Genomic DNA, 25,446 nt, shown 5'->3' with positions numbered 1-25,446 from the left:
TGCGCCGTCGCTGACCTCTCAGTGGCGGCGCACGCGGTCGCGCGCCCGCACGCGCAGTCCGCTGGCGATCAGCCGGGAGACCAGCTCCTTGCCGCTGACCGCCTCCGCTCCCGCCGCCACGAGCTCGTCGTAGCGGCGGTCCGGCACGTCGTAGTGGTCGAGGTCGAACGCGCGCGCCGGGATGTCCGCCGCGGCGGCGAACGCGTGCAGCTCGTCCAGGGAGGAGTCGCTGACCAGATGCGACCACAACATGCCGTGGGCGGGCCATGCCGGGGGATCGATCAGGACCGTCATACAATGATTGTAGGAACCGGTCCCGTCCAGGGTTCCGGTCGGTCTCGACGCCCCCTCGCTGAATTGACGGGTCGTGCGGTGTCGGGTAAAGTTGACCGTTGGTGTGTGCCGGTTGGCCGGTGCACCCGCACGGTTTTCTGAGAGCCACCCGCCGCCATCGGCGGGCGCGAGCTCGCCAGTAACTCCCTGAACAAACAAGAGCAGGACAGGTCCACGGCATCGGTCGGGAACTGATCCCCGACGAAAAGGTACGTGAAAGTGGTTTACGCAGTTGTGCGCGCCGGTGGCCGGCAGGAGAAGGTCGAGGTCGGCACCATCGTGACGATGGACCGCATCAAGGCCGACAAGGACGGCAACGTCGAGCTGGCCGCTGTCCTGCTCGTCGACGGTGACAAGATCACCTCCGACGCGAAGTCCCTCGCCAAGGTGAAGGTGACCGCCGAGGTCCTCGGCGACCTGCGCGGCCCGAAGATCGTCATCCAGAAGTTCAAGAACAAGACCGGCTACAAGAAGCGCCAGGGCCACCGCCAGGAGCTCACGCGCGTCAAGATCACCGGCATCAAGTAGCCGACAGAACCTCTCGAGGAGAAGAAGACATGGCACACAAAAAGGGCGCGAGCTCCACTCGCAACGGTCGTGACTCGAACGCGCAGCGCCTCGGCGTGAAGCGCTTCGGCGGCCAGACCGTCAACGCCGGCGAGATCCTGGTCCGCCAGCGCGGCACGCACTTCCACCCGGGCGCCAACGTCGGCCGCGGTGGCGACGACACGCTGTTCGCCCTCGCGGCGGGCTCGGTCGAGTTCGGCACCAAGGGCGGCCGCAAGGTCGTCAACATCGTGGCCGTCGAGGCCTGAGCCTCACCCACGACAGCACTTCACGGATGGGCGGGCTTCGGCCCGCCCATCCGTCGTTTCAGACACAACCGAGGAGCATCCTGATGGCCACGTTCGTGGACCGCGTGACACTGCATCTGCGCGCGGGCAACGGCGGAAACGGGTGCGTCTCGGTCCGTCGCGAGAAGTTCAAGCCGCTCGCCGGCCCCGACGGCGGCAACGGTGGCAACGGAGGCGACATCGTCCTCGTCGCCGACCCGCAGGTCACGACCCTGCTCGGCTACCACCGCCACCCGCACCGTTCCAGCGACAACGGCGGCTTCGGGATGGGCGACCACCGCAGCGGCACCACCGGCGGCGAGCTCGAGCTCCCGGTCCCGGTCGGCACCGTGGTCAAGTCGGAGGACGGCGAGGAGCTCGTCGACCTGAACGAGCCCGGTATGCGCTTCGTCGCGGCCGCGGGCGGTCTCGGCGGGCTCGGCAACGCCGCCCTCGCCACCCAGAAGCGCAAGGCGCCCGGGTTCGCGCTGCTCGGAACCCCGGGCTGGGAGGGCGACGTCCTCCTCGAGCTCAAGACCGTCGCCGACGTCGCGCTGGTCGGCTACCCGTCCGCCGGCAAGTCGAGCCTGATCGCCGCGCTCTCTGCGGCGAAGCCGAAGATCGCGGACTACCCGTTCACCACACTGCACCCCAACCTCGGCGTCGTGCAGGCGGGGGACGTGCGCTACACCATCGCCGACGTCCCCGGCCTGATCGAGGGCGCCAGCGAGGGCCGCGGCCTGGGACTGGAGTTCCTGCGCCACGTCGAGCGCTGCTCCGCCCTGCTGCACGTGCTCGACTGCGCCACCCTGGAGCCCGGCCGCGACCCGCTGAGCGACCTGGAGGTCATCCTCGGCGAACTGGCCGCCTACCCGGTGCCCGAGGGCCAGGTCCCGCTGCTGGAGCGCCCGCAGCTCATCGCGCTCAACAAGATCGACGTCCCGGACGCCCGCGAGCTGGCGGACTTCGTCCGTGGCGACCTGGAGGCGCGCGGCTACCGCGTGTTCGAGATCTCCACGGTCAGCCACGAGGGCCTGCGCGCGCTGTCGTTCGCCCTGGCCGAACTGGTCGAGGAGGCCCGGACGGCCGAGGCCGCGCAGGCCGAGATCCGCCCGCGCATCGTCATCCGCCCCAAGGCCGTGGACGACGCCGGCTTCACCGTCAAGGTGGAGGGCGGCTCGGACGGCCCGGTCTACCGCATCCTGGGCGCGAAGCCTGAGCGCTGGGTCGCCCAGACCGACTTCGCCAACGACGAGGCCGTCGGCTACCTCGCCGACCGGCTCGCCAAGCTCGGCGTCGAGGACCGCCTGTTCACGGCGGGCGCCGTCGCCGGTTCGACCGTCGTCATCGGCCGGAACAACGGCGTGGTGTTCGACTGGGAGCCCACGCTCACCTCCACGGCCGAGCTGATCACGGCGCCGCGCGGCACCGACGCGCGCATCGACCAGAGCGCGCGCCCCACCCGCGCCCAGCGCCGCGAGGACTACTTCGACCGGATGGACGGCAAGGCCGAGGCCCGCGCCGAGCTCCTCCGCGAGAAGGAGGCCGGGCTCTGGCAGGACGACGACTACGACGACTACGACGGCCAGGACTCCGGCTCCCGGAGCGCGGCGAGCGAGGAGACAGGCCGGGAATGACCATCGACGAGCGCGCCCAGGTCCCCACCGCCCGACGGATCGTCGTCAAGGTCGGCTCCTCGTCGATCAGCGGCGAGAACGCGGGGCAGATCGGCCCGCTCGTGGACGCCCTCGCCGAGGCGCACGGCCGCGGCTCGCAGGTCATCCTGGTGTCTTCCGGCGCGATCGCGACCGGCATCCCCTACCTGTCGCTGGACGCGCGGCCGACCGACCTGGCCACGCAGCAGGCGGCCGCCGCGGTCGGCCAGAACGTGCTCATCTACCGCTACCAGGACAGCCTGGACCGCTACGAGATCGTCGCCGGCCAGGTGCTCCTGACTGCGGGCGACATGGAGAACCCGACCCACCGCAGCAACGCGAAGCGTGCGATGGAGCGGCTGCTCGACCTCCGCATCCTCCCGATCGTCAACGAGAACGACACGGTCGCGACCCACGAGATCCGGTTCGGCGACAACGACCGGCTCGCCGCGCTGGTGGCGCTGCTGGTGGAGGCCGACCTCCTGGTGCTGCTCTCGGACGTCGACGCGCTCTATACCAAGCCGCCGCAGGAGCCCGGCGCCGAACGGATCGGGTACGTGGGCTGGGGCGACGAGCTCGCGGGGGTCGAGATCGGCGCGACCGGGCTGTCCGGCGTCGGGACCGGGGGAGCGCTGACCAAGGTGTCGGCTGCGCGGCAGGCCGCCGAGCAGGGCACAGCGGTCATCCTCACGGCGACGACGCTGGTCGCCGAGGCGCTGCGCGGCGAGGCCGTCGGGACCTGGTTCGCGCCGTCCCCGAGCGCGGACGACGCCGAGGCCGCGCGGGCCGCCACGGCCTAGACTTGACGCATGTCCTCGACCGTCGCCGCCCCCACTTCGCTCGCTGATCGCCTCGCCGCGGCCAAGGGCGCTTCGCTCCCGCTGGCGACCGCGACGTCCGAGCAGAAGAACGCGGCGCTGCGCGCGATCGCGGATGGCGTGCTGGCGGCCGAGCAGAGCATTCTGGCCGCCAACGAGTTCGACCTCGCCAACGGGCGTGAGAACGGGCTCTCCGCGGGCCTGCTCGACCGGCTGACCCTCACCCCGTCGCGGCTGCAGAGTCTCGCGGAGGCTGTGCTCGAGGTCGTCGGCCTGACCGACCCGGTCGGCCAGGTGGTGCGTGGCAGCGACCTCCCGAACGGCGTGAAGATCGCCCAGACCCGCGTGCCGTTCGGCGTCGTCGGCGCGATCTACGAAGCCAGGCCGAACGTCACCATCGACATCGCGTCGCTCGCGATCAAGAGCGGCAACGCGGTCGTCCTGCGCGGCGGCACCGCGGCCCTCAACACCAACGCCGTGCTGGTGGAGGTCGTCCGCGACGCGCTCGCGAGCGCCGGCCTCCCCGCCGACGCGGCGCAGACCATCGACGAGTTCGGCCGCGACGGCGCGAACGAGCTGATGCGTGCACGCGGCCTGGTCGACGTGCTGATCCCGCGGGGCAGCGCCGACCTGATCCAGGCCGTGGTGACCCAGTCGAGCGTCCCGGTGATCGAGACGGGCGCCGGCGTCGTGCACATCGTGCTGGACGAGAGCGCGCGCGAGGACTGGGCGGTGGACATCGTCCGCAACGCCAAGGTCCAGCGTCCCAGCGTCTGCAACGCGGTCGAGACGCTGCTGGTGCACCGGAGCGCCGCCGAGCGCCTGCTGCCCGCAGTGCTCGGCTCGCTGGCCGAGGCCGGCGTCACCATCCACGCCGACGAGACCGCGCTCCCGTACGCGCCGGGCGGCGTCCCCGTCACCGACGAGGACTACGCCACCGAGCACATGAGCCTCGACATCTCGGTGCGGGTCGTGGACGACCTGGACGCCGCGATCGCGCACATCCGCCGGTACTCCACGCAGCACACCGAGGCGATCGTCACCAACGACCTCGGCAACGCCGAGCGCTTCCTCGCCGAGGTCGACTCGGCGGTCGTCATGGTCAACGCGTCCACCCGGTTCACCGACGGCGGCGAGTTCGGCTTCGGCGCGGAGGTCGGCATCTCCACCCAGAAGCTGCACGCGCGCGGACCGATGGGCCTGCCCGAGCTGACCAGCACCAAGTGGATCGTCCGCGGGTCAGGCCAGATCCGCGCGTGAGCGACCACTAGACTGAGAAACGGCCTCGTGCCGCAACGCCCCGAAAGGAACACCACCGATGTCCCAGTTGACGACCATCATCGCCGCGGCAGCAGCGGAGACCCACGTCGACCTGCCGATGCCCACCTGGGCCTACGGCACGATCGCGATCGTCACCTTCCTGTGCCTGCTCGGTGTCATCTTCAGCTTCCGTGACGTGGCCAACCGCCACAGCCACCGCTCGGCGACCGACGCCGCGTCGCACGCCGGCGCCCCGGGCGCCACCCACCACGGCACCGGCCACCCGACCCAGGGGCACTGAGGCCCGCCGCGCCGGGCGGCACCCACACATGGAGCTGACCGAGAAGAGCCGTCCACGCATCGGCGTGATGGGCGGAACATTCGATCCGATCCATCACGGCCACCTGGTCGCCGCGAGCGAGGTCGCGCAGTCGTTCGACCTCGACGAGGTCGTCTTCGTGCCCACCGGCCAGCCCTGGCAGAAGGGCGAGGTCACGCCCGCCGAGCACCGCTATCTGATGACGGTGATCGCGACGGCCTCCAATCCGCGCTTCACGGTCAGCCGGGTGGATGTGGACCGCGTCGGCCCCACGTACACGATCGACACCCTGCGCGATCTGCGCGAGGAGCGGCCGGACGCGGAGCTCTTCTTCATCACCGGCGCCGACGCCATCGCGCAGATCCTCAGCTGGCGCGACATCGACGAGCTGTGGAAGCTCGCGCACTTCGTGGCTGTGAGTCGCCCGGGACACGACCTCAATATTTCTGGATTGCCCAAACAGGACGTAAGCTTGTTGGAAGTTCCGGCCCTGGCGATCTCGTCCACTGACTGCCGGAGCCGGGTGAGCAGGGGATTCCCCGTCTGGTACCTCGTCCCCGACGGGGTGGTCCAGTACATCTCCAAACATCACTTGTATCGGAGCGTGGAATGACGTCATGGCCTGAACAGCCAGCGGAAGCGAGCCAGCCGCCGCAGACACGGCGACAGGCCAGAGAGAACGAGCGTACGGCGGCTCGGCAGGCGTCGCGCCGTGCGGGCACCTCCGAGATCACGCCTGCGGGGGAGATCCCCGAGACGTCCGCGACTCCCGGAGCCCCCTCCGACGCTCCGTCCTCGAACGAGGAGCAGGCACCGGCCATCCCCGCCAGCGCGTTCGCCGAGCCCGGCGTGTCGTCGGGCGGCAGCTTCGACAACCTCCTGTTCAGCGCCCCCAAGCGCTCGGGCTCCGACCCCAGCTCGGACGCGTCGTCGTTCGACTTGTTCCGGCAGGCGCCGGACCCGTCCAAGCCCGAGCCGGTGACGCAGCCGATGAGCGTTCTGCCGGGGGCGGCTGCGGCCGCTCAGGCTCCTGTGCGCGCGACGTCGCAGCAGATCACGACTCCTCCGCCGTCCGCGTCGGACGAGTCCGACCCGACCGGTGAGCGCACGCTGACCCGCCGCGAGCTGCGGGCCATGCTGCAGGCGCAGGCGGCGAACCAGCAGGCGAACCACTCGCCGGCCATCGCCGAGCCGATCATCCCCGTGAGCTTCACCGACGAGGGGGCGCCCGCGGCCCCGGTCTCCGCGGCGTCGCAGGCCGACAGCGCGGTGACATCCTCGCCGACGTCCGTCTTCACGGCGTTCGGATCGCAGGCTCCCGCCGCGCCGGCCGCTACCGCTGCCGCCCCTGTCGAGGACGACGAGGACACCTCCGCGCAGGAGCGCCGTCCGTTCACGCCGCCGACCGGCCACTGGTCGATGGCGGCCGAGCTGGAGGACGGCTCCGAGCCGATCACCTCCCGCAACGTCGGCCACTCGACGGCGGCGACCACGACCAACGCGCTGATCCTCCCGTCGCTGCCGCAGGCGGACGCCACGGGCCCGCTGACCAGCACCGGCGAGATCCTCGTCACCGGCTCGATCGACCTGCCGCGCACGCTCGGGGCGACCGGTGCCCACGACCGCATCGACTCCTCCGACATCGACCGGCTGCTGGACAGCGAGGAGAACGAGTTCAACACCTCCGAGGTCGCGCCGGTGCGCGCGTCGCGGGCGATCAGCACGCACACCTCGACGCGCGGCGTCATCGCCCCGCCGAAGAAGCGCGGCAACGCCCTCCCGGTGGTGCTCATGGTGACCGCGGGCGTGCTCGCCGTCGGCGTGATCGGCCTGCTGATCGCGGCGTACGTGCTCCACGTGTTCTGATGACCCGCGAACACTTCTTCTCGACCCGCTCTCTTCCGAAGGACTCTCTGTGACCGCCTCCCCGCATGCCCGGGACATCCTCCAGCTCGCGGCCGCCGCCGCCGACTCGAAGGGCGGCATCGACCTGGTGGCGCTGGACGTCTCCGGCCCGCTGCCCCTGACGGACGCCTTCCTCCTCGTGTCCGGCTCGGTCGAACGCAACGTGATCGCGATCGCCTCCGAGGTGGAGGACCGGCTGAACGACGCCGGCGTACGCACGCTGCGCCGCGAGGGCAAGGCGGAGGGCCGCTGGATCCTCCTGGACTTCGGCGACCTCGTGGTGCACGTCTTCCACGAGGAAGACCGCATGTACTACGCCCTCGAGCGCCTCTGGAAGGACTGCCCGGTCCTCCCGCTCGAGCTCCCGGTCCACACCGCGGAGTAGCCCCGGAAGCGGGCGCGGAGCGCACACGCCCGGGCTGCACGGCCGATTTACGTTGCGCCGCCCGCGTGTAGTACGCTTGATGAGTTGCCCGGGGAGACCCGGTGAACAACAACAAAGGTACTGATAATTCAACATGGGGGTCTGTGGCGCAGCTGGTAGCGCACCTGCATGGCATGCAGGGGGTCAGGGGTTCGAGTCCCCTCAGATCCACCGAGAACAGAAAAGGCCGGCTTCTTCGGAAGCCGGCCTTTTCTGATTGCGCGGGCCGATGAGCCGGCCTCTCCATGGGCGCGCTCAGTCGGCGGCCGCCCGCGGTACGGCCCGTCGCCGACCTCTGGTGCGCGATCCCGGCTGGGGTCGCCGGCGGCCGAACACGATCACCGCGATCAAGGCCGCCACGTACGTCGCCACCGCCGCGATGCCCAGGGGCGTCCGCGCGGCGAGCGCGATCGTGCCCGCCAGCGGGATCCGGCCGACGAACTCACCGACGGAGGTGACCACGTACGGCAGCGGGTCCTCCGTCGCGTTGGCGTCGCCTTTCAGACGCAGGGTCGTGACGCCGTCCTTCGTCGTCGCCTGCTTCACACGGTGGGTGATGAGGCCCGCGGCGCCATCCGAGCGGGGCACCGTCACGATGTCGCCGACCGCGACGTCCTTCGCCGGGACCGTGCGGTAGAAGACCATCGATCCCACCGGGAGCTCCGGCTCCATCGAGCCGGAGATCACCACCACGGGGCGGAGGCCGAAGATCGCGCAGACCGCCACGGCCACGATCGCGATCACGCCGACGACGGCCGAGAACGTCAGCAGGAGCGAGCCGAGCAGCTTCCACACCGAGCGACGCGGGGGCTCACTGCGCCGACGTGCCATCGAACTCCACCTCCAGGGCGGTCTGGCCTCCGTTGTAGGCGGAGGTCTCCGGTGTGTCCACGTAGAACAGCGTGATCGTGAGGTCGTGGCGGCTGCCGGCGTTTCCCGCCACCCAGGCGGCGCCGTCGGCGAGGGCGGCGGAGCCGCGGGCCGGGAGGCGGCCGATCACGGCCGACGCGTCCGCGACCGCGGCGCCCTGGCTGGGGTCGGACGCGCTCCCGCCGACCAGGAGCTGCCCGGTCGTCGTGTCGACCACGGTGACGCGGAGGAACGGCGTGATGTTGGGGCTGCCGTCGACCTGGCCGGTGCCGGCCGCGTCCGACGGCTTTACGGCGACGGTGACGGCGGCGGCGAGCGAGGGCGAGTTGTTCGCGACGCCGAGGTTCACAGTGAGGGCGCCCCCGGGGACGAGGGAGTCGTCGCCGGCGATCGGCACCGTCACGCCGTGACCGGGGAGTGCCTGGGCGACGTCCCCGCCCGGGAGGACGGAGACGATGTCGAAGGCCTCGGAGCCGATGCCGTCCGTCCCCGCGTTCAGCGCCGCCCGGTCGGTGAAGGCGCTCACCGTCGGGCCGACCGTCAGCAGCGCGGCCGTCACGACGAGCGTTCCGGCGGCGACGGTGGCGAGGGCGATCCCTCTGCGTGATTGTCTCCTGTGCTTCATCACGACCCCGGGGTGATCATCGTCGTCAGCCCCTGGACGGCGTTCGTGGGTGTGGTGTTGGCGGCCCAGCTGTTGATGATCGAGGAGTAGGTGTTGTTGTTGCCGCCCGCGGTGCTGCCTCCCCAGTTGACGAACGAGCCGTCGGCGTTCAGGGCCGTTCCGGAGTAGCCGAAGGCGCCGACGGCGCTGACCGTGTCGCCCAGTGGGAGCAGCGGGGTCGGGGTCACGATGTTCGTGGTCGACGCCGTCCCCGACACCGGGTCCGGTCCGCGTGCGAACGAGTAGCGGCCGTAGATGTAGACCTGGCCGGACATCCCCAGCACCTCGACGTAGTCCTGGCTCGGCGCGATCTGCTTGACCAGGTCGTCGTTCGGCAGCGTCAACGCGATCGGGGTCGCGCTGATCGGCCCGGAGACGTACGCCCGGCCGGTGCCGAAGTTGGAGGCGTCGCCCCACGTCACGAGGTGACCTCCCACGGCGACCAGCTGGTTGCCGAAGTAGTGCCCGGTCAGGGACTCGATCGAGCACTGGTCCGCGGGGGAGCCCATCACCACCCCGACCGTGTCGCAGCCGGACTGGGCGAACGGGGACAGCCCCGTCGACCGGGTCGGGGTGTACTGGTTCGTGCCGAGGTTGTCGCCGGAGGGGTCGGAGGCGTAGGAGGAGCCCGCGTTCGCCCATCCCCACCAGAAGACCCCGGTGGTCGGGTCGTTCGGGTCGAAGTTCCCGCGGACCGCCCACCCGTTCCACATGCCGGCGCCGATGCTGTGCACGCCCGACATGATCAGGGACGGAGTCGGCGAGGAGGCCGTCGCGCTGCCCTGGCCGGTGATCCCGCGGCCCTGCGCGTTGCCCCAGGTGTACAGGTCGCCCGTGCTGGTGAGCGCCATGAAGACGCCGGAGGACGAGCGGAGGTCGACGACGGTCCCGGGGATGGCGACCGGCCCCGGCTGCGTATAGGGGATCGGCGTGCTCGGCCGGCCCATGACGTTGTTCGTGTTGCTGCCGCCCCAGGTGTAGACCTGGCCGTCGTCGGACAGCGCTGCGAGGCCGGTGTAGTTGATGTCGGTGGGGTAGAAGTCGTCCAGGCTCGTGCCGGCGACCTTGACGATGTACCGATGGTTCGCGCCGGTGTAGCCGTCGTTCGGGAGGACGACGGGCGACGGCGAGGCGGTGGACGGGACGGTCAAGGTGCCGTTCCCGGCGAGGCCGTTTCCGCGGAAGCCCCACACCCACAGCGTGCCGTCGTCCTGCAGGGCGGTCGCCGTGTTGGCCAGGTAGGTGTTCGTCGGGATCATCCGCGCCGCCTGGGTGAGCAGGGGCGTGTCGGTCGGGGAGGTCTCGGCCGCGGCGGTGTCGGTGTACGCCGCCGTGGTCGACGGCACTCCGGCGACGGCGGCGAGCGCGATGGCGACGAGGGTGGTCATCCCTGCCGCGCGGGCGGCGGCGGAACGCCGGATCCGGGTGATGGGTCTGCGCGTCATGGCTGTGCACTCTGCTTTCTGCGCCGCAGGAGGAACACGGCGCCCAGGGAGACGAGGGCGAGAGGGACGCCGAGGCCGATCACCGTGAGGCCGGTGTCGGCGAGCGGGGGAGGCGCGGACTCCTGCGCCACGGAGCTGAGCCGGAGGGTGACCTCGGCGCTCTGTCCCTGGTAGGCGTTTCCGGCGGCCGTCGAGAGGGCGACCTCGCCCGAGACGGTCTTCGTGCTTCCGCCGTCGACGGTGCCGAGCGCGACCGGGCCGGCGCCGAGGATCCGGCGCACCGGGGTCGGCGCGATCACGGTGACGCCGTCCACCTGGACGCTGAGCGTGAGCTCGTCGTCGATGCCCGCCGCGCCGCCGGTCGCGCCGACGACGTTGAGGTAGACCTTCGACGTGCCGGAGACGGGATTCTGCACGGTGGCCGACCACGCGCTCTGATGGCCAGGACCTGGCATCGGCACGGTGACCACGTCGGCGGCGTTCGCGGCGGAGGCGGTGGGCAGCACGCCGGCCAGCGCGAGGAGGGCGGCGGACGCGACGACGGCGGCCCTCACGAGGTGCTCCCGTCGAAGCGGACGCCGAGGACGAGCGTGCGGTCGAAGACGTACGGATTCCCGATCGCGCGCGGCAGCGAGACGGCGACCGTGACCGCCTTCGGGGTGTTCTGCGTCCAGCCGGTGAGGACGGGGGGCGCCGCGTCGATCGCGGCGGCGGTGGCGGCCGTCACGACCGCGGTCCCATCCACCGTGACCGTGTAGAGGGCGTAGTCGTACGGATCGGCGCCGGGCCCGGTGGTCCCTGGATCGCTGGGGCGGCTCCCGGGGTAGGCGTTGTACAGGGAGAGCCGGACGGGACCGGTCGCGACGGTCGTGGTGACCACCCGCATGGCGACGTCGGAGGTGGCGTCGAACGTGATGGCGCCGTTGCCGGAGGTGTCCAGCGCGAGCGGTGTCGGGTCGCCCTCCTGGATCGCGCCTCCCGCGTCGAGGAAGGCGATGTTGTAGGAGCCGCCGATGGCGCCGCCCGTGCCGAGCCGCGGAGCGGACTGGTCCGTGAACCCGGCCGAAGTGGTCTGGAGGGCGGCGAGGCCGAAGGCGGCGCTCAGGGCGAGGAGGCCGGTGGCGGCCAGTGCGCGCCGTCCGCGCGGAAGGAGGCGCAGAGCGGAGACCCGGCGTGCGCTGCTCGCCCGCCGCCCGGTCACAGGTTCACCCCGGTGAACATGAGCCGGATGGGCGTCACCGATCCGTTCACGCTCGCGGGCGCGTCGGCCGGCAGCGCGACCTCCACGTCCAGGACCCGGTCCTCGCCGGGCGCCGTCGCGCCGGTGAGCGGGATGTCCGCCGCGCCGGTGGGCGGGACTGCTGCCGCGTACACGTGGCCTCCTTCGGAGATGGTGAAACGCAACTCGGGGAACAGCGCGTTCGGCGTGGCCGGGTCGACCAGGTGCACCCTGATCGACCCGGCGAGCCGGGGGCTGCTGTTCCGGACGGCGACGCGCGCCTGCACGGAGGTGCCGGGTTCCAGGACCGTGGCGGGCAGGGCGACCACGACCGGGTCGGGTCGGCCCTGCTGCCATTCGGCTGCCGTCGGCTGCCAGCCGGGCACGTCGCTGCCCGCCACCTGCAGGTCGAAGGTGTTGTCGCTTCCGTCCAGCGCGACGATGACGTCGGACCAGTTCACGGTGCTCGCGGCGGTGACGGCGATCGCCGAGGCGACGCAGACTCCGACCGCGGCAAGGACGGGGCGGCGCCACCGACGCGCCGGCAGAGTGGGTGGGGTCATCGGATCAGGGAGCCGACGTGCCGTTGAACTGGGCCTGGATGAACGCCTTCATGCCGTTCAGGTCGTTGTCCGTGAACGTGGAGCCGGACTCGGCCTGGGTGAGCAGGCGCACCTGGATGGTGACGCTCGACTCCTCGCCGGCGGCCAGGCCGTTCAGCGCGAGTGTGCTGAGCTCCGCGAACGTCTGGTCGGTGACGCTGATCGGCGTCGCGCCGAGCGAGGTCGCCGGCATCGTGACGGTGAACCGCAGGCTGGACAGGTAGTCGGGGTCGGTCACGTTCGCTCCGGCGTCCGGCAGCTGCACGAGACCGAGCGACAGCGTGGAGTTCAGCGTCGCGGACGCGTTCCGGACCGGGATGTCGACCGAGATCGGCGTGCTCCCCGGGAAGATCGTGTTCGCGCCGACGAGCTCGATCGGGGCTCCTGCGGGCGTGTTCGCCTCTTGCCACGAGCCGGGGATCTGCGCGCCTGTCGTGGGGTCGGTGTCGACCACCTGGATGTTGTACTGGTCGGCGCCGATCCCGTTCGCCCCGAGGTTGAGGTTCGCGAAATCGGTGAAGGCGGCGGCGGTGACGCCGGCCGCGATCGCGACGACAGCGCCCAGGCCGACGACCGCCCGAGTTCTCTTGGACATTCCGCGCTTCTGCGGCGCGGCGGCTTCTTGCATCATTGCTCTCTCCCTAACGGTCGAAGACGGTCAGGCCGTCTACAGCGACGTGACCGTAGCACCGGGGTTTCGCGGTGGAACGGCGGGGGAGGAGGGGTTTCATCGGGGTCTGACACGGGGGGAGCCGAGATGATCGTCTGGGCTTTCACCCGCGTGGAGCCCGGGCGTGTCGCGCGGGGTGTCGCGGGTTCATTCGGGGCTCACATCCCGTGCGGCGGCGTGTGCCAGCGCCTCACCTCACGGTCGGGGACTCGACGGAGACACGGATTCCGTCGGTGGTCCCGCGAATCCGGGCGACGTCGACGCCGGCCGGCCCGGGGACGTGCGGTCCCCGGCTCCAGATCTCCGTGCCGAGCGCGCGTTCCCCACTGGTGAGCCCGGCGTGGCGCCAGGCCGCGGTGATGGCGGCGAAACAGGCTTCGACGTCCTCCGTGGTCGTGCCGGCTTCATGCCAGAGCGGGAGCTCGGCCAGGCACTGCACACTGCGCCCGTCCGTGACCGAGCAGGTGGCGGTGCCGGCTTCCGCGGTCCGGAGCAGGAAGGCCCGGAGATCGGCCTCGTAGGACGCGAGGATCGGGGCGGCCTCAGCGGCGGGCGGAGGTGGGTCCGCACCGGCGAGAGGTAGGCCGACGTACCCGTTCAACGGGGGTGCGTTCGTGGCGGTGTGGGCGGAGAACGCGGTCCGTGGGCGCGGTGGGTGGTCGTCGGCGACGGTCGTCAGGAGCCGCGCGACGGCCTCCGGGTCGTCGGTCTGGACGTCGAGCAGCGGACGATCCTGACCGCGCTGCTCGTGGTGGACGATCCTGGAGACGTCCGGGCGGACGGTCAGCTCGTCCAGCGCGGCCAGAAGCTCCGCGGACGGGCCGTCGTCGGCCACCTCCACCGAGACGGAGCGGGAGGAGTCCCGCGGCCGGTACTCCACCGTGACGGGCGAGGGGACGCCCGCGACGCCGCGGAGGGCCGCCGCCGCCGTCGTGAGCGGGGACGGCCCCGCCGTGGTGTGGTCGTCCAGTCGCAGCGACAGAGCCGAGGACGTGATGCCGACCTCCGCGGCGATCGCGACCCGTCGCAGCGTGTCCGCCGCCTCCAGCGCTGCCGGGAACGGCATCCCGTCCTGGTGCGCGCGCGCCTGCGAGATCTCGACCGGCGCGAGGCCCGGAGCAGCCGGAACCGCGACCGCGAGCGTGACCTCCTCCGCGCCGGGCAGCGGCGCGGCGTCGAGGGCCGCGGCCGCCGTCGCCGCGGCCCTCAGCTCGCCCTCCGGCTGCAGCCGCACGTGCACGGTGACGCGGCCCGCATCCCCGACCTCCGACCACGCCGCCGCCACCCCCGGCTGTGTGCGCACGTCGAACGCGACCTTCGCCGCCGCCACGATCAGGTCCCGCTTCGGATCCGGCAGCTGCGAACACCCGGCGAGGACCGACGAGAGGAGGGCGACGACGCAGAGCAGTGCTGCTCCGATCACGAAGCGGTGGAGCAGCGGAACCATCCCGCCAGTCCAGCGCCTCGGCGCGGCGCCCGTCGTCCCTCCCGCTGCGGACCCGCGTCATCCTGCCGGCGTATCCGCGCGCCCCGCCCCCATCCGAAAGCGCCCATCGCTTAGGATTCACCCAGTTCTCTTCTTCGAACCGCCCCGGGGGATCCGCATGACCGACCTGACTCGCCGTCAGAAGCGTCCGCGCGGGCCGGCGCCGGTGCGGCACGGGAGACTGCCGCGGCGGCGGTTGGTGGCGTCCGTCCTCAAGCTGCTGGCGGGCGTGGTCGCGGTCGTGGTGGTCAGCAGCTTCTCGGTCGCCGCGTACGCGGTGTGGGATGTCGCCCGCTCGGTGAAGCACGGCGTCACCCTGGTCACGCTTCCCGGCCACACGGCGATCCCGCAGGACATCCCGAATGTGGGCGCCATCCCCGGCGGCGTCAACCTGCTGCTGGCGGGCACGGACAGCCGCAGCGGCCTCGGCGGCGTCTACAACTCGGCGGCCGAGCAGGACGCCAGCACGGGCGAGGGCAACAACGACGTCACGATGCTGCTGCACATCGCGCAGGACCACAAGAGCATGATGGTGGTCAGCTTTCCGCGCGACCTCATGGTGCGCATCCCGACGTGTCCGACGCCGGACGGCAAGGACACCGTGAGCGGGTCGTCGTACGCGCAGTTCAACACGGCGCTGTCGCGCGGCGGCCTCGCCTGCGTGGTGCTCACCGTCGAGAAGCTGACCGGCGTGAGCATCCCGTTCGGCGCTGTCATCAACTTCAACGGCGTGAGCGCGATGTCGACGGCCGTCGGCGGCGTCACGGTCTGCCTCGCGTCGAAGGTGCAGGACGACTACACGAACCCGCCGCTCGACCTCCCGGCCGGGGAGAGCACGCTGGTGGGGGATCAGGCGCTCTCATTCCTGCGCAGCCGGCACGGCGTCGGCGACGGCAGCGACCTCGGCCGCATCTCCAACCAGCAGGTTTTCCTGTCCGCGCTCGCACGCAAGATCGTCAGCGGGGGAGTGCTCGGCAACCCGGTGCAGCTCTACGCGCTCGCCAAAGCCGCTGTGCAGAACGTCACGCCGTCGGAGACGCTCACCAACCCGACCACGCTGGTGGAGATCGCGCTCGCGCTCAAGGACACCGGCCTGCAGAACATGGTGTTCCTGCAGTATCCGGCGGTGACGGACCCGGACAACATCAACCGCGTCATCCCGGACGAGGAGGCCTCGACCGCTGTGAACAACGCGCTGGTCAACGACCAGCCGGTCACCCTCACCGGCTCGACCGGGCGAGCGGCGGAGGACCCGAGCGCGACGGCCACGCCGACCTCCCAGCCGAGCCAGACCTCCCAGCCGAGCGACACCGCGACGGCGCCCGCGAGCCCGACCTCGAGCGGCACGCCCGCCCCGACCAACTCGTCCGGCGCGGTCGATCTGCCCTCGAACGTCACCGGTCAGACGGCCGCGCAGCAGACCTGCACGAAGGGCAACAACTGACGCTGGTCACACCGTCGGCGGCGTGACCAGGAAGTGCCAGCCGATCCACCACCAGAACAGCAGGATGGTGACCCGGGCCGCGCGATCGGCCATGACCCGGTCGAGGAGGCTGCCGAGCGGCGCGATCCGGTCGGGGCGCCGGCGCGACTGGACGACGAGCAGGACGATCAGGAGGCCGCACAGCAGGAAGCCGCCGATGGTCACCCATCTCATGACGACCTCCCGCGCCGCAGCAGCGCATAACCGCCGAGCAGCCAGCACGCCACCAGCAGCGCCCGCGCAGGCGGCGACGCCAGCAGCGGGTCGATCAGGTCGGAGAGCGCGGGGAAGGCGTTCTCGCTGCCGGTGAGGTCACGGCCGAGGAAGTAAACGCCGATCTCCCAGAGGCAGCCGAGGACGATGACGACCGACCAGAGCACGGCTGCGCGGCGCACGGCGGCTCCGGGCGGCCCGGCGTCCGCACGCGACCGGTCGGCCCACGCCACCGGCAGCAGCAGCACCCCGAGTCCGACCACGATCGCGGTGTCGGCCGGGCTGTAGAGCTGCGTGAAGCCGAGAGTGATGGCTGCGACCGCGATCAGCGTCCCGGCGATCACGCGGCGGGAGACCGTGTCGCGGTCGGCCGGCATCCGGAGCGGGACGCGCAGCCAGCCGAGCGCGTCGAGCGTGAGCACAGCCGCCCCTGCGACGTAGATCGCCGCGTCCACGGGCGCTCCCCGCACCGCGTGGAAGACGGCCGTGATGAGGAGCACGCCGATCCAGCCGGCCCGCGAGATCGTGGTCGGGGTCGGTCGGCGCCGCCCGGAGGATCGCTCGGAGTGCGACAGCTCGGACACGAGGGAAACCGTACGCCCGGCGTGCGTGGTTGCGCGATCAGCACGCCGGGTCGTTGAATGAGCACATGGCCACCGAGAAGATGACGTCCCTGCAGCTGCGCGTCCTCCTGATCGCGATCCTGGCCAGCTTCGTGGCGTTCCTCGACGGGGCCGTCATCAACGTGGCGCTGCCGGCGATCGACAAGGAGCTCGGCGGCGGGCTGCCGCTGCAGCAGTGGGTGGTCGACGCCTACCTCGTGACGCTCGGCTCGCTGATCCTCATCGCCGGCTCGCTGTCCGACGTGTTCGGGCGCAAGCGCATCCTCTACGTCGGGCTGATCGGGTTCGGCATCACCTCGCTGCTGTGCGCGTTCGCGCCGAGCGGCGTGTTCCTCGTGCTGTCCCGCGCCCTCCAGGGCGTCGCCGGAGCGCTGCTGGTGCCGTCGTCGCTGGCGATCATCATCTCCCGGTTCGAGGGGCCGGCCCAGGCCAAAGCCATCGGGCGCTGGACGGCGTGGACCGGCATCGCGATGATCGCTGGCCCGGTGGTCGGCGGCTTCTTCGTGGACGCGCTGTCCTGGCGCTGGGTGTTCGTCATCAACGTGGTGCCCATCGCGGTCACGCTGGTGCTCATGCTGACGCTCGGTGACACCGACAAGGGAATGGGGGGTCGGGTCGACATCATCGGCGCCGTGCTCGGTTCGGTCGGTCTGGCCGGCACCGTGTTCGCACTCATCGAGCAGGGGTCGTACGGCTGGGGGAGCCCGCGGGTGTGGATCCCGTTCGTGGTCGGCATCCTGTCGCTGATCGGCTTCTTCTTCGCCGAGACGCGGGTCAGGCAGCCGATGCTGCCGCTGGGGCTCTTCTCCGTGCACAACTTCTGGGTGGGCAACCTGGCCACGGCGTTCGTCTACGGAGCGCTGTCGTTCGGGCCGCTGATGGTCACGCTGTTCCTGCAGCAGGTCGTCGGGTTCTCCGCGTTCGTCGCCGGGTTCGTCTTCATCCCGTCGACCCTCTGCATGCTGCTGCTGTCGAGCTACTTCGGCGGGCTGGCGGGGAAGTACGGGCCGCGGTTCTTCATGGGCGTCGGTCCCATCGTGGCGTCGGCGGGCTTCCTCTGGCTGCTGATGATCGGGCCGGAGGTGAACTACTGGTTCGAGCTGCTGCCCGCCGTGCTGCTGTTCGGCGTCGGCCTCTCGATGACGGTCGCGCCGTTGACCAGCGCGATCCTCGGCTCCATCCACCCGGGCCAGGCCGGCATCGGGTCCGCGGTCAACAACGCCGTGGCGCGCATCGCCGGCCTCCTCACCGTCGCCATGGCCGGGATCGTGATCGGCCAGAAGCTGGACGTCGACGGTATGCACCGGGCCATGCTCGCCACGGCGGCGCTGCTGATCGTCGGCGGCGTGGTGTCGGCCATCGGCATCCGCAACCACGAGCCGGCGGCTGCGCCGATCAAGACCACGGTCGACGAGCCGCCCGCGGGGAGCCCGACGGCCTCCCGCTAACCCGCCGCGATCGACTGGCCGGCCAGGGCCAGCATCGCGACGTCCACGAGCGCGCACGTCATGATGAGCTGCATGAGCAGCCGGGTCGGGCTGCGCCGGAGCAGGAGGACGACGCCTGCGACGACCGCGGCCAGCCCGATGACGAGGCCGACGACGAGCAGCGGGCGCACCGGGAGGCCGGGCCCGAACGTGATCAGCACGGTCGCGACCGCGAGGCAGCCGAAAGCGAGCAGGCCGCTGGCGCGCGTGCCGAGGCGGTGCGGGAGGCCGCGGATGCCGGTGCGGGCGTCGTCGGCGAGATCGGGCAGCACGTTGGTCACGTGCGCGGCGACCCCGAGCAGAGCGCCGGCCGCGAAGACCCAGGGCGCCGGCCACGCCGGGTGCTCCTGGCCGAGCGTGGCGATGGCCGGGAGGAGGCCGAAGCTCACGGCGAACGGGACGAACGACGCAGCGGTCGACTTGAGGCCCAGGTTGTAGGCCCAGCCGCCCGCGATCGCCACGGCGTGGGCGATCAGTGCGCCGATACCGAGGAATGCGGTCACGATCAGCGCGAGGGCGAGCGCCACGAACGCGGACGCGCGCACGAGGGCGAGCGGGACATCGCCGCGGGCAGCCGGCTTGTCGGCCCGGTCGACCTCCCGGTCGCGGGCGGCGTCGAGCCAGTCGTTCGACCAGCCGATCGAGAGCTGGCCGAGCAGGATCGCGAGCGCGAGGACGACGAGGCGGCCGGGCGGATAGCCGAGCCCGATGCCGAGGCCGACCGCCACGACGGTGACCACGGCAGTGGGTCCCGGGTGGCTGGCGAGCAGCAGCGAGATCGGCTTGGACGCCATCCCGCCATCGTAGGGCGGCCGGAGCCGGGAGGCGACGGCGTACGGGCGGACACGCAGGAAGCACCTGCTGCAAAAGAGTTGCGTTGATCTGCAAGAGTTTGCGTACACTGTGACCATGTCGAAACGTCTCGCCGAAGTGGCGCGCAAGGTCGGGGTGAGCGAGGCCACGGTGAGCCGGGTGCTCAACGACAAGCCGGGGGTCTCCGACGCGACCCGGCAGGCGGTGCTGACCGCGCTGGACGTGCTCGGCTACGAGCGGCCGAGCAAACTGCGCGGCGAGCGGGCCCGCCTGGTCGGGCTGGTCCTGCCCGAGCTGCAGAACCCGATCTTCCCCGCCTTCGCCGAGATCATCGGCGGCGCGCTCGCACAGAACGGCTACACGCCGGTGCTGTGCATGCAGACGGCGGGCGGCATCTCCGAAGCCGACTACGTGGAGCTGCTCCTGCAGCAGCAGGTGTCCGGCGTGATCTTCGTCGGCGGCGCCTATGCGCAGCAGGACGCGTCGCACGAGCACTACGCGCGGCTGACCGAGCTGCACCTGCCGACGGTGCTGGTCAACGCGCCGGTCGACGCCCTCCACTTCGCCACGGTGTCCTGCGACGACTCGGTCGCGACAGCGCAGGCTCTCGGCCACCTGCGCTCGCTCGGCCATGAGCGGATCGGGCTGCTGCTCGGACCGCGCGACCATGTCCCGTCGCAGCGCAAGCTCGCCGCCGCCCGCCGGATCTTCGCAGAGGCCGGCCAGGAGCTCGACGAGGACCTGGTCGTCCACTCCCTCTACTCGCTGGAGGCCGGCCAGGCCGCCGCGGCCCGGCTGCTGAAGGCCGGGGTGACGGCGATCGTCTGCGCGAGCGACCCGATGGCGCTCGGCGCGATCCGCGCGGTGCGGCGGGCGGGGCTGAGCGTGCCGCGCGACGTGTCGATCGTGGGCTACGACGACTCGGCGCTGATGAACAGCACCGAGCCTCCGCTGACCACCATCCGCCAGCCCATCGAGCCGATGGGCCGCACCGTGATCGAGCTGCTGCTGCGCCAGATCTCCAGCGACTCGGCCCTGCGCGACGAGCTGCTGTTCGAGCCGGAGCTGGTTGTCCGCGGGTCGACAGGACCCGCCGCACACCTGGTCTCGTAACGCAATTCAGCGCAAAAGTATGCAAACCAATTACGTCTTGTTGAGTTCTTGCGTCATTCTGTCGCGATAGCTACATTCAGTGAGCAACGCGGCCCGCCTGGGCCGCTTCCCGAAGCGAAGGGCTCACTGTGGACCTCTCCGTGCTGGCCGAGACGGCTGCGCATCCCTCACCGCCTGCCGACGATCCGGAGTGGTGGCGCAGCGCGGTCATCTACCAGATCTACCCGCGGAGCTTCGCGGACGGGAACGGCGACGGGGTCGGCGACCTGGCGGGCGTGCGACAGCACCTCGGCTATCTGCGGGACCTCGGCGTCGACGCGATCTGGTTCACGCCCTGGTACGACTCGCCGCTGGCGGACGGCGGCTACGACGTGGCGGACTACCGCCGCATCAACCCGGCGTTCGGCGACCTGGCCGAGGCGGAGGCGCTGATCCGGGAGGCGCTCGAGCTCGGCATCCGCACCATCATCGACATCGTCCCCAACCACGTCTCGGACCGGCATCCGTGGTTCCAGGCGGCGCTGGCGGCCGGACCTGGATCGCCGGAGCGCGAGCGGTTCTGGTTCCGTCCTGGCCGCGGCGAGCGCGGCGACGAGCTGCCGACCGGCTGGGTGTCCAACTTCTCCGGCGACACCTGGACGCGCACCGTGAACGCAGACGGCACACCGGGGGAGTGGTACCTCCACCTGTTCAGCCAGCAGCAGCCCGACCTGAACTGGAATCATCCGGACGTCCGGCGCGAGCACGAGGACATCCTGCGCTTCTGGTTCGATCGCGGCGTCGCGGGCGTGCGCATCGACTCGGCGGCGCTGCTGATCAAGGATCCGGCGCTGCCCGAGGTGCCGGCAGCGCCGGGCCCCGGCGAGCACCCCAACCAGGACCGCGACGAGCTGCACGAGATCTACCGCAACTGGCGGGAGCTGGCCGACTCCTACGACGGCACCCGGGTGCTCGTGGGGGAGATCTGGCTGCCGGACATCGACCGGTTCGCGAAGTACCTGCGGCCGGACGAGCTGCACACAGCCTTCAACTTCGACTTCCTCGCCCGGGCCTGGGACGCCGGCGAGCTGCGCGCCTCGATCGATCAGACCCTGGCCGCACACGCCCCCGTGGGCGCGCCGAGCACCTGGGTGCTCTCCAACCACGACGTCACCCGCCCGGTGACGCGCTACGGCCGGGCGGACAGCTCGTTCGCCTTCGCCGCCAAGCGCAGTGGGACTCCGACCGACCTCGACCTCGGCCGCCGCCGCTCGCGCGCCGCGGCCCTGCTCACGGCGGCGCTGCCCGGCTCGCTGTACCTCTACCAGGGCGACGAGCTCGGCCTGCCGGAGGTGGAGGACCTGCCGGCCGACCGCATCGAGGACCCGATGCACTTCCGTTCCGGCGGCGTGGACCCGGGCCGGGACGGCTGCCGGGTGCCGCTGCCGTGGCGCGGGACAGCCTCCCCGTTCGGCTTCAGCCCCGATAGCGCGGCCGGGGAGCCGTGGCTCCCGCAGCCCGCCGCCTGGGCGGCCCTGACCGTCCAGGCGCAGCAGAGCGATCCCGCCTCGATGCTGTGGCTGTACACCCAGGCACTGCGGATCCGGCGTGCGGAGCCCGGGCTCGGGGACGGCCCGCTCTCCTGGGCCGAGGCACCGGAGGGCGTGCTCGCGTTCGCCCGCGGCGGCGCGTTCCTGAACGTCACCAACCTCTCGGCGGAGCCGGTCGCGCTGCCGGCGCACGCCGCCATCCTGCTCAGCAGCAGCCCGCTCGACGGCGGAATGCTGCCTCCCGACTCCACGGCGTGGCTTCGAACACAGCACTGAGCCGCCGGAGAACCCTCACCACCCACCTGAAAGGAACATTCCGACAATGAAGTCACCGAGAACGATCGCGGCCGTCGCCGCGGTCACCATCGCCGGAGTCGGGCTCCTGGCCGGATGCTCGTCGTCCGGCTCGGACTCCAGCGACGGCAAAGTCCACATCACTGTCGCCAGCCTCATCCCGGGCAGCGACAAGGCCGCCTTCAAGGCGTTCGACGATCGCGTCAAGGAGTTCGAGAAGGCGAACCCGAACATCGTGATCAAGTCCGAGGAGTACCAGTGGACCGGGCCGACGTTCGCGACCCAGCTCGCCGGCGGCACCCTCCCCGACGTCTTCAACGTGCCCTTCACCGACTCCCAGTCGCTGCTGCAGGCGGGCCAGCTCGCCGACATCACCGCCGAGGTCGACAAGCTGCCGTACGCGAAGAAGTTCAACGAGAACGTGCTGGCCGTGGCCAAGAGCGGCGACAAGATCTACGGGATCCCGTACGGCCCGTACGCCATGGGTCTGTCCTACAACCGCGACATCTTCCAGAAGGCCGGCCTCGACCCGGACAAGCCGCCGACGACCTGGGACGAGGTCCGCGCCGACGCGAAGATCATCTCCGAGAAGGTGCCGGGCGTCGCGGGCTACATGCAGATGACGCAGGGCAACACCGGCGGCTGGGAGCTGACCACCACGACGTACGCGCGCGGCGGCAGGATGGAGACCGTCGAGAACGGCAAGACGAAGGTCACGGCCGACAACGCGGTCACCAAGGACGCGCTGCAGTGGCTGCACGACCTCCGCTGGAGCGACAACTCTGTCGGCAGCAACTTCCTGCTCGACTGGAGCGGCATCAACCAGGCGTTCGGCGCCGGCCAGATCGCGATGTACCCGTCGGGCTCCGATGTGCTCACCTCGCTGGTGCAGCAGAACCACGTCGACCCGAAGAGCTACGGCCTGACGATGCTGCCCGTCGACACCAGCGACAAGAACGCCGGCGTCCTCGTCGGCGGCAACGTCGCGGCGGTCAGCCCGAAGTCATCGCAGGCGCAGAAGGACGCGGCGGTGAAGTGGATCGACTTCTACTACATGCAGAAGCTGCTCAACCAGGATCAGGCCGTCGCGGACGCGAAGGTCCTCGCCAAGTCGGGCCAGCCGGTCGGCGTGCCGACCCTCCCGGTCTTCGACAAGGCGACCTACGACCAGAACATGCAGTGGATCAAGGACGAGGTGAACATCCCGCTGGAGAACGTGGCGCCGTTCACTGACAAGATCTTCGACGCGAACCTGGTCCCGGAGCCGAACAAGCACACGCAGGAGCTCTACGGCGCCCTCGACTCGGTCGTGCAGGCCGTGCTGACGGACAAGAACGCGAACATCGACCAGCTCCTGACCACGGTCGACACGAACATCCAGAAGCTCGTCGACGCCGACAAGTAGCCACCCGGCCGGCGGGACGTCACGCGTCCCGCCGGCCCCTCGCACGAAAGCCCTCGCACATGACAGAGATCGACCGACCACACTCCGCCCGCCGGAGGTCGCCCCTCACCTGGGTGCGCGGCGGCGGCCTCACCACCCTGCTCTTCCTGATCCCGATGCTCGTGATCTTCGGCGTCTTCTCCTGGTGGCCCATCGTCCGCAGCGTGGTGATGAGCTTCCAGCACACCAACCTGGTCTCGGCGCCGACCTGGGTCGGCTGGGACAACTTCGTCCAGGTGGTGAACGACCCGCTGTTCTGGACGGCGGTCGGCAACACCGCCTGGTTCGCCTTCCTCGCGCTGATCCTCGGCTACCCGGTTCCGCTGATCGCGGCGGTGCTGATGAGCGAGGTCAAGCGTGCGAAGGGCCTCTACAGCGCGCTGGCCTACCTGCCGGTGGTCGTGCCGCCGGTGGTCGCGGTGCTGCTCTGGAAGTTCTTCTACGACGCCCGCCCTGACGGCGTTTTCAACACGATCCTCGGCTGGGTGGGCATCCCGCCGCAGCCATGGATCCAGTCCGCCACGCAGGCGATGCCCTCCCTCGTCGTCGAGGCCACCTGGGCCGCCGCGGGCGGGACGATCATCATCTACCTGGCCGCGATCACGGGCGTCGCGCCCGAGCTGTACGACGCGGCGGAGGTCGACGGCGCCGGGATCTGGAAGAAGATCTGGCACGTCACCCTGCCGCAGCTGCGCGCCGTGCTGCTCATCACGCTGATCCTGCAGATCATCGGGACGGCGCAGGTCTTCCTGGAGCCGTTCCTGTTCACGGGCGGAGGGCCGGTGGACTCCACGGTCACCATCCTGCTGCTGATCTACCGCTACGCGTTCCAGAACTCGCTCGGCGGCGACTACGGCGCCGCGACCGCGCTGAGCCTCATGCTCGCCGCGTTCCTGGCCGTGCTGTCCCTCGTCTACTTCCGTCTCACCAAGTCCTGGAGCCAGAATTGACCACCTCCACCCAGCTCCCGCCCGAGGTCCGGAAAGTCGTCACCGACGTCGTCGAGGAGGGCGCTCGCACCGAGCCGCCACGCCGCCGCAGGCGCCGCCGTCCCAGCGAGGACTCCGCGGACCGCGGCATCCTCTCGATCTCCGACCGCCGCAGGCCGGGCGTCCGCTGGAGCAGCCGGATCGTCAACGCCGCGCTGCTCGTCGTGCTGCTGATCGTGGGCCTGGGCCCGCTGCTCTGGCTGGCGAAGTCGGCGATCACCCCGACCCAGGACACCCTGGCCACGCCGATGGCGCTCTGGCCGCATGGCGTCGACTGGGCCAACCTGTCCACGGCGTGGTCGACGGTGCACATCGACGTGCAGTTCGTGAACACGATCTGGGTGGCCGCCGGCTCCTGGGCCATGCAGGTGCTCGTCGCGACCACGGGAGGCTATGCGCTCAGCGTGCTGCGGCCGAAGTACGGCAAGGTGCTCTACGGGCTGATCCTCTGCACGCTGTTCGTGCCGTCGGTGGTGCTGCTCGTTCCGCTGTACCTCACCATCCTGAACCCGCCGCTGCTCGGCCAGTCGCTGATCAACACCTTCTGGGCGGTCTGGCTGCCGGCGGGCGCCAGCGCGTTCAACCTGGTGCTGGTGAAGCGCTTCTTCGACAACCTGCCGCGCGAGGTGTTCGAGGCGGCGAGGACGGACGGCGCCGGGCCGTTCCGGCTGTTCTGGTCGATCGTGCTGCCGATGTCGAAGCCGATCCTCGGCGTCGTGTCGGTGTTCGCGATCATCGCGGCCTGGAAGGACTACCTCTGGCCGCTGCTCGTGCTGCGCGACCCGGGCATCCAGCCGCTGTCGGTGCGGCTGCCCACCCTGCAGGCGGCGATCGAGCTGGACGTGTACCTGGCGGCGCTGGCGATCTCCACGCTCATCCCGATCGTGCTGTTCCTGGTCTTCCAGGGGCTGTTCCTGCGCTCGGCCGGGCTCGGAGGGGCCGTCAAGGGCTGAGG

Annotated in this window: 28 protein-coding genes and 1 tRNA gene; 17 read left to right on the top strand and 12 right to left on the bottom strand. The window is 70.9% G+C overall.

Translation table 11 applies throughout. The annotated features are described in order from the left end of the window. Nucleotides 1–18: 18 nt before the first annotated feature. Nucleotides 19–294: a DUF4031 domain-containing protein gene (locus F1C12_RS04000; RefSeq protein ID WP_185277541.1), complete on the bottom strand. Its 276-nt coding sequence runs from the start codon at nt 292–294 to the stop codon at nt 19–21. A gap of 258 nt (nt 295–552) precedes the next feature. On the opposite strand from F1C12_RS04000, the gene rplU reads away from it, so the two are divergent. The 10 genes from rplU (at nt 553) to F1C12_RS03950 (ending at nt 7,718) form a co-directional block, all read left to right on the top strand. Continuing rightward, nucleotides 553–861 carry a 50S ribosomal protein L21 gene (gene rplU / locus F1C12_RS03995; RefSeq protein WP_055916382.1) on the top strand — a complete coding sequence of 103 codons (309 nt, stop codon included), beginning with the start codon at nt 553–555 and terminating at the stop codon, nt 859–861. Nucleotides 862–890: 29 nt separating this feature from the next. Beyond that, complete coding sequence (gene rpmA, locus F1C12_RS03990) at nt 891–1,148, top strand: 50S ribosomal protein L27 (protein WP_179606195.1); 258 nt, start codon at nt 891–893, stop codon at nt 1,146–1,148. Between the two features lie 83 nt (nt 1,149–1,231). Then, nucleotides 1,232–2,803 carry a GTPase ObgE gene (obgE, locus tag F1C12_RS03985; protein ID WP_185277540.1) on the top strand — a complete coding sequence of 524 codons (1,572 nt, stop codon included), beginning with the start codon at nt 1,232–1,234 and terminating at the stop codon, nt 2,801–2,803. After that, on the top strand, nt 2,800–3,621 hold the full coding sequence (gene proB / locus F1C12_RS03980; protein ID WP_185277539.1) for a glutamate 5-kinase: 822 nt from the start codon (nt 2,800–2,802) through the stop codon (nt 3,619–3,621). The genes obgE and proB overlap by 4 nt, the downstream gene beginning before the upstream one ends. A 9-nt stretch (nt 3,622–3,630) precedes the next feature. Next, nucleotides 3,631–4,899, top strand: coding sequence for a glutamate-5-semialdehyde dehydrogenase (locus F1C12_RS03975; RefSeq protein WP_185277538.1), 1,269 nt, complete (start codon nt 3,631–3,633; stop codon nt 4,897–4,899). Between the two features lie 58 nt (nt 4,900–4,957). Next, nucleotides 4,958–5,200, top strand: coding sequence for a hypothetical protein (locus F1C12_RS03970; RefSeq protein WP_185277537.1), 243 nt, complete (start codon nt 4,958–4,960; stop codon nt 5,198–5,200). Nucleotides 5,201–5,228: 28 nt separating this feature from the next. Beyond that, on the top strand, nt 5,229–5,831 hold the full coding sequence (gene nadD / locus F1C12_RS03965; RefSeq protein ID WP_185277536.1) for a nicotinate-nucleotide adenylyltransferase: 603 nt from the start codon (nt 5,229–5,231) through the stop codon (nt 5,829–5,831). Further along, complete coding sequence (locus tag F1C12_RS03960; RefSeq protein ID WP_258046099.1) at nt 5,828–7,084, top strand: hypothetical protein; 1,257 nt, start codon at nt 5,828–5,830, stop codon at nt 7,082–7,084. Before nadD ends, F1C12_RS03960 begins: the two co-directional genes overlap by 4 nt. Nucleotides 7,085–7,133: 49 nt before the next feature. Then, nucleotides 7,134–7,508: a ribosome silencing factor gene (gene rsfS / locus F1C12_RS03955; RefSeq protein ID WP_185277535.1), complete on the top strand. Its 375-nt coding sequence runs from the start codon at nt 7,134–7,136 to the stop codon at nt 7,506–7,508. A gap of 137 nt (nt 7,509–7,645) precedes the next feature. After that, nucleotides 7,646–7,718: transfer RNA gene (locus F1C12_RS03950), tRNA-Ala, on the top strand. 84 nt (nt 7,719–7,802) lie between these two features. On the opposite strand, the gene F1C12_RS03945 is transcribed toward F1C12_RS03950, so the two are convergent. The 8 genes from F1C12_RS03945 to F1C12_RS03910 form a co-directional block, all read right to left on the bottom strand. Beyond that, the gene (locus F1C12_RS03945) at nt 7,803–8,378 is read right to left on the bottom strand and encodes a signal peptidase I (protein ID WP_185277534.1); all 576 of its coding nucleotides are present in this window, start codon (nt 8,376–8,378) and stop codon (nt 7,803–7,805) included. Beyond that, nucleotides 8,359–9,045: a hypothetical protein gene (locus F1C12_RS03940; protein WP_185277533.1), complete on the bottom strand. Its 687-nt coding sequence runs from the start codon at nt 9,043–9,045 to the stop codon at nt 8,359–8,361. The genes F1C12_RS03945 and F1C12_RS03940 overlap by 20 nt, the downstream gene beginning before the upstream one ends. Further along, entirely contained in the window at nt 9,042–10,526 is a 1,485-nt protein-coding gene (locus tag F1C12_RS03935; protein WP_185277532.1) for a hypothetical protein, read from the bottom strand. The genes F1C12_RS03940 and F1C12_RS03935 overlap by 4 nt, the downstream gene beginning before the upstream one ends. Continuing rightward, nucleotides 10,523–11,080, bottom strand: coding sequence for a hypothetical protein (locus F1C12_RS03930; protein WP_185277531.1), 558 nt, complete (start codon nt 11,078–11,080; stop codon nt 10,523–10,525). Before F1C12_RS03930 ends, F1C12_RS03935 begins: the two co-directional genes overlap by 4 nt. After that, nucleotides 11,077–11,727, bottom strand: coding sequence for a hypothetical protein (locus F1C12_RS03925; RefSeq protein WP_185277530.1), 651 nt, complete (start codon nt 11,725–11,727; stop codon nt 11,077–11,079). Before F1C12_RS03925 ends, F1C12_RS03930 begins: the two co-directional genes overlap by 4 nt. Further along, entirely contained in the window at nt 11,724–12,308 is a 585-nt protein-coding gene (locus F1C12_RS03920; protein ID WP_185277529.1) for a hypothetical protein, read from the bottom strand. The genes F1C12_RS03925 and F1C12_RS03920 overlap by 4 nt, the downstream gene beginning before the upstream one ends. 4 nt (nt 12,309–12,312) lie before the next feature. After that, entirely contained in the window at nt 12,313–12,942 is a 630-nt protein-coding gene (locus F1C12_RS03915) for a hypothetical protein (RefSeq protein WP_185277528.1), read from the bottom strand. Nucleotides 12,943–13,207: 265 nt separating this feature from the next. Further along, on the bottom strand, nt 13,208–14,464 hold the full coding sequence (locus F1C12_RS03910) for a hypothetical protein (RefSeq protein WP_185279117.1): 1,257 nt from the start codon (nt 14,462–14,464) through the stop codon (nt 13,208–13,210). Between the two features lie 157 nt (nt 14,465–14,621). Here F1C12_RS03910 and F1C12_RS03905 point away from each other — a divergent pair, with 157 nt between their 5' ends. Continuing rightward, nucleotides 14,622–15,947: an LCP family protein gene (locus F1C12_RS03905; protein ID WP_258046098.1), complete on the top strand. Its 1,326-nt coding sequence runs from the start codon at nt 14,622–14,624 to the stop codon at nt 15,945–15,947. 6 nt (nt 15,948–15,953) lie between these two features. Here the strand turns inward: F1C12_RS03905 and F1C12_RS03900 are convergent, their stop codons facing one another. Continuing rightward, nucleotides 15,954–16,160: a DUF6186 family protein gene (locus F1C12_RS03900; RefSeq protein ID WP_185277527.1), complete on the bottom strand. Its 207-nt coding sequence runs from the start codon at nt 16,158–16,160 to the stop codon at nt 15,954–15,956. Beyond that, a complete protein-coding gene (locus tag F1C12_RS03895; RefSeq protein WP_185277526.1) occupies nt 16,157–16,783 on the bottom strand; it encodes a hypothetical protein in 627 nt (208 codons plus the stop codon). Before F1C12_RS03895 ends, F1C12_RS03900 begins: the two co-directional genes overlap by 4 nt. A gap of 65 nt (nt 16,784–16,848) precedes the next feature. On the opposite strand from F1C12_RS03895, the gene F1C12_RS03890 reads away from it, so the two are divergent. Next, nucleotides 16,849–18,270, top strand: a complete 1,422-nt coding sequence (locus F1C12_RS03890) for an MFS transporter (protein ID WP_258046097.1) — start codon at nt 16,849–16,851, stop codon at nt 18,268–18,270. On the opposite strand, the gene F1C12_RS03885 is transcribed toward F1C12_RS03890, so the two are convergent. Next, nucleotides 18,267–19,103 carry a UbiA family prenyltransferase gene (locus F1C12_RS03885; protein WP_185277525.1) on the bottom strand — a complete coding sequence of 279 codons (837 nt, stop codon included), beginning with the start codon at nt 19,101–19,103 and terminating at the stop codon, nt 18,267–18,269. The two genes, F1C12_RS03890 and F1C12_RS03885, sit on opposite strands and share 4 nt — an antisense overlap. A gap of 115 nt (nt 19,104–19,218) precedes the next feature. Here F1C12_RS03885 and F1C12_RS03880 point away from each other — a divergent pair, with 115 nt between their 5' ends. The 5 genes from F1C12_RS03880 to F1C12_RS03860 all read left to right on the top strand — a co-directional run bounded on the left by F1C12_RS03880 (nt 19,219) and on the right by F1C12_RS03860 (nt 25,444). Continuing rightward, nucleotides 19,219–20,235 carry a LacI family DNA-binding transcriptional regulator gene (locus tag F1C12_RS03880; protein WP_185277524.1) on the top strand — a complete coding sequence of 339 codons (1,017 nt, stop codon included), beginning with the start codon at nt 19,219–19,221 and terminating at the stop codon, nt 20,233–20,235. 128 nt (nt 20,236–20,363) lie between these two features. Beyond that, nucleotides 20,364–22,040 (top strand): glycoside hydrolase family 13 protein, encoded by a 1,677-nt coding sequence (locus tag F1C12_RS03875; RefSeq protein ID WP_374939551.1) that lies wholly within the window; start codon nt 20,364–20,366, stop codon nt 22,038–22,040. A gap of 46 nt (nt 22,041–22,086) precedes the next feature. Continuing rightward, nucleotides 22,087–23,463 (top strand): extracellular solute-binding protein, encoded by a 1,377-nt coding sequence (locus F1C12_RS03870; protein ID WP_185277523.1) that lies wholly within the window; start codon nt 22,087–22,089, stop codon nt 23,461–23,463. Between the two features lie 59 nt (nt 23,464–23,522). Beyond that, nucleotides 23,523–24,452, top strand: a complete 930-nt coding sequence (locus F1C12_RS03865; protein ID WP_185277522.1) for a carbohydrate ABC transporter permease — start codon at nt 23,523–23,525, stop codon at nt 24,450–24,452. Next, nucleotides 24,449–25,444, top strand: coding sequence for a carbohydrate ABC transporter permease (locus F1C12_RS03860; RefSeq protein WP_185277521.1), 996 nt, complete (start codon nt 24,449–24,451; stop codon nt 25,442–25,444). Before F1C12_RS03865 ends, F1C12_RS03860 begins: the two co-directional genes overlap by 4 nt. Nucleotides 25,445–25,446 lie beyond the last annotated feature (2 nt).

The sequence above is a fragment of the Leifsonia shinshuensis genome (assembly GCF_014217625.1).
Lineage (GTDB): Bacteria > Actinomycetota > Actinomycetes > Actinomycetales > Microbacteriaceae > Leifsonia > Leifsonia shinshuensis_A.
Note: the sequence above shows the minus strand (reverse complement) of the source record. Positions and strands in the feature narration are given on the sequence as shown.

What these genes read in the sequence shown, in the direction of transcription:
- F1C12_RS03975 (WP_185277538.1), top strand. Translation starts at nt 3,631, where the DNA reads ATGTCCTCGACCGTCGCCGCCCCCACTTCGCTCGCTGATCGCCTCGCC.
- F1C12_RS03960 (WP_258046099.1), top strand. Translation starts at nt 5,828, where the DNA reads ATGACGTCATGGCCTGAACAGCCAGCGGAAGCGAGCCAGCCGCCGCAG.
- F1C12_RS03890 (WP_258046097.1), top strand. Translation starts at nt 16,849, where the DNA reads ATGGCCACCGAGAAGATGACGTCCCTGCAGCTGCGCGTCCTCCTGATC.
- F1C12_RS03880 (WP_185277524.1), top strand. Translation starts at nt 19,219, where the DNA reads ATGTCGAAACGTCTCGCCGAAGTGGCGCGCAAGGTCGGGGTGAGCGAG.
- F1C12_RS03910 (WP_185279117.1), bottom strand. Translation starts at nt 14,464, where the DNA reads ATGGTTCCGCTGCTCCACCGCTTCGTGATCGGAGCAGCACTGCTCTGC.
- rpmA (WP_179606195.1), top strand. Translation starts at nt 891, where the DNA reads ATGGCACACAAAAAGGGCGCGAGCTCCACTCGCAACGGTCGTGACTCG.
- F1C12_RS03885 (WP_185277525.1), bottom strand. Translation starts at nt 19,103, where the DNA reads ATGGCGTCCAAGCCGATCTCGCTGCTGCTCGCCAGCCACCCGGGACCC.
- F1C12_RS04000 (WP_185277541.1), bottom strand. Translation starts at nt 294, where the DNA reads ATGACGGTCCTGATCGATCCCCCGGCATGGCCCGCCCACGGCATGTTG.
- F1C12_RS03900 (WP_185277527.1), bottom strand. Translation starts at nt 16,160, where the DNA reads ATGAGATGGGTGACCATCGGCGGCTTCCTGCTGTGCGGCCTCCTGATC.
- proB (WP_185277539.1), top strand. Translation starts at nt 2,800, where the DNA reads ATGACCATCGACGAGCGCGCCCAGGTCCCCACCGCCCGACGGATCGTC.
- obgE (WP_185277540.1), top strand. Translation starts at nt 1,232, where the DNA reads ATGGCCACGTTCGTGGACCGCGTGACACTGCATCTGCGCGCGGGCAAC.
- F1C12_RS03865 (WP_185277522.1), top strand. Translation starts at nt 23,523, where the DNA reads ATGACAGAGATCGACCGACCACACTCCGCCCGCCGGAGGTCGCCCCTC.
- F1C12_RS03905 (WP_258046098.1), top strand. Translation starts at nt 14,622, where the DNA reads ATGACCGACCTGACTCGCCGTCAGAAGCGTCCGCGCGGGCCGGCGCCG.
- F1C12_RS03870 (WP_185277523.1), top strand. Translation starts at nt 22,087, where the DNA reads ATGAAGTCACCGAGAACGATCGCGGCCGTCGCCGCGGTCACCATCGCC.
- F1C12_RS03915 (WP_185277528.1), bottom strand. Translation starts at nt 12,942, where the DNA reads ATGTCCAAGAGAACTCGGGCGGTCGTCGGCCTGGGCGCTGTCGTCGCG.
- nadD (WP_185277536.1), top strand. Translation starts at nt 5,229, where the DNA reads ATGGAGCTGACCGAGAAGAGCCGTCCACGCATCGGCGTGATGGGCGGA.
- F1C12_RS03970 (WP_185277537.1), top strand. Translation starts at nt 4,958, where the DNA reads ATGTCCCAGTTGACGACCATCATCGCCGCGGCAGCAGCGGAGACCCAC.
- F1C12_RS03935 (WP_185277532.1), bottom strand. Translation starts at nt 10,526, where the DNA reads ATGACGCGCAGACCCATCACCCGGATCCGGCGTTCCGCCGCCGCCCGC.
- F1C12_RS03920 (WP_185277529.1), bottom strand. Translation starts at nt 12,308, where the DNA reads ATGACCCCACCCACTCTGCCGGCGCGTCGGTGGCGCCGCCCCGTCCTT.
- F1C12_RS03945 (WP_185277534.1), bottom strand. Translation starts at nt 8,378, where the DNA reads ATGGCACGTCGGCGCAGTGAGCCCCCGCGTCGCTCGGTGTGGAAGCTG.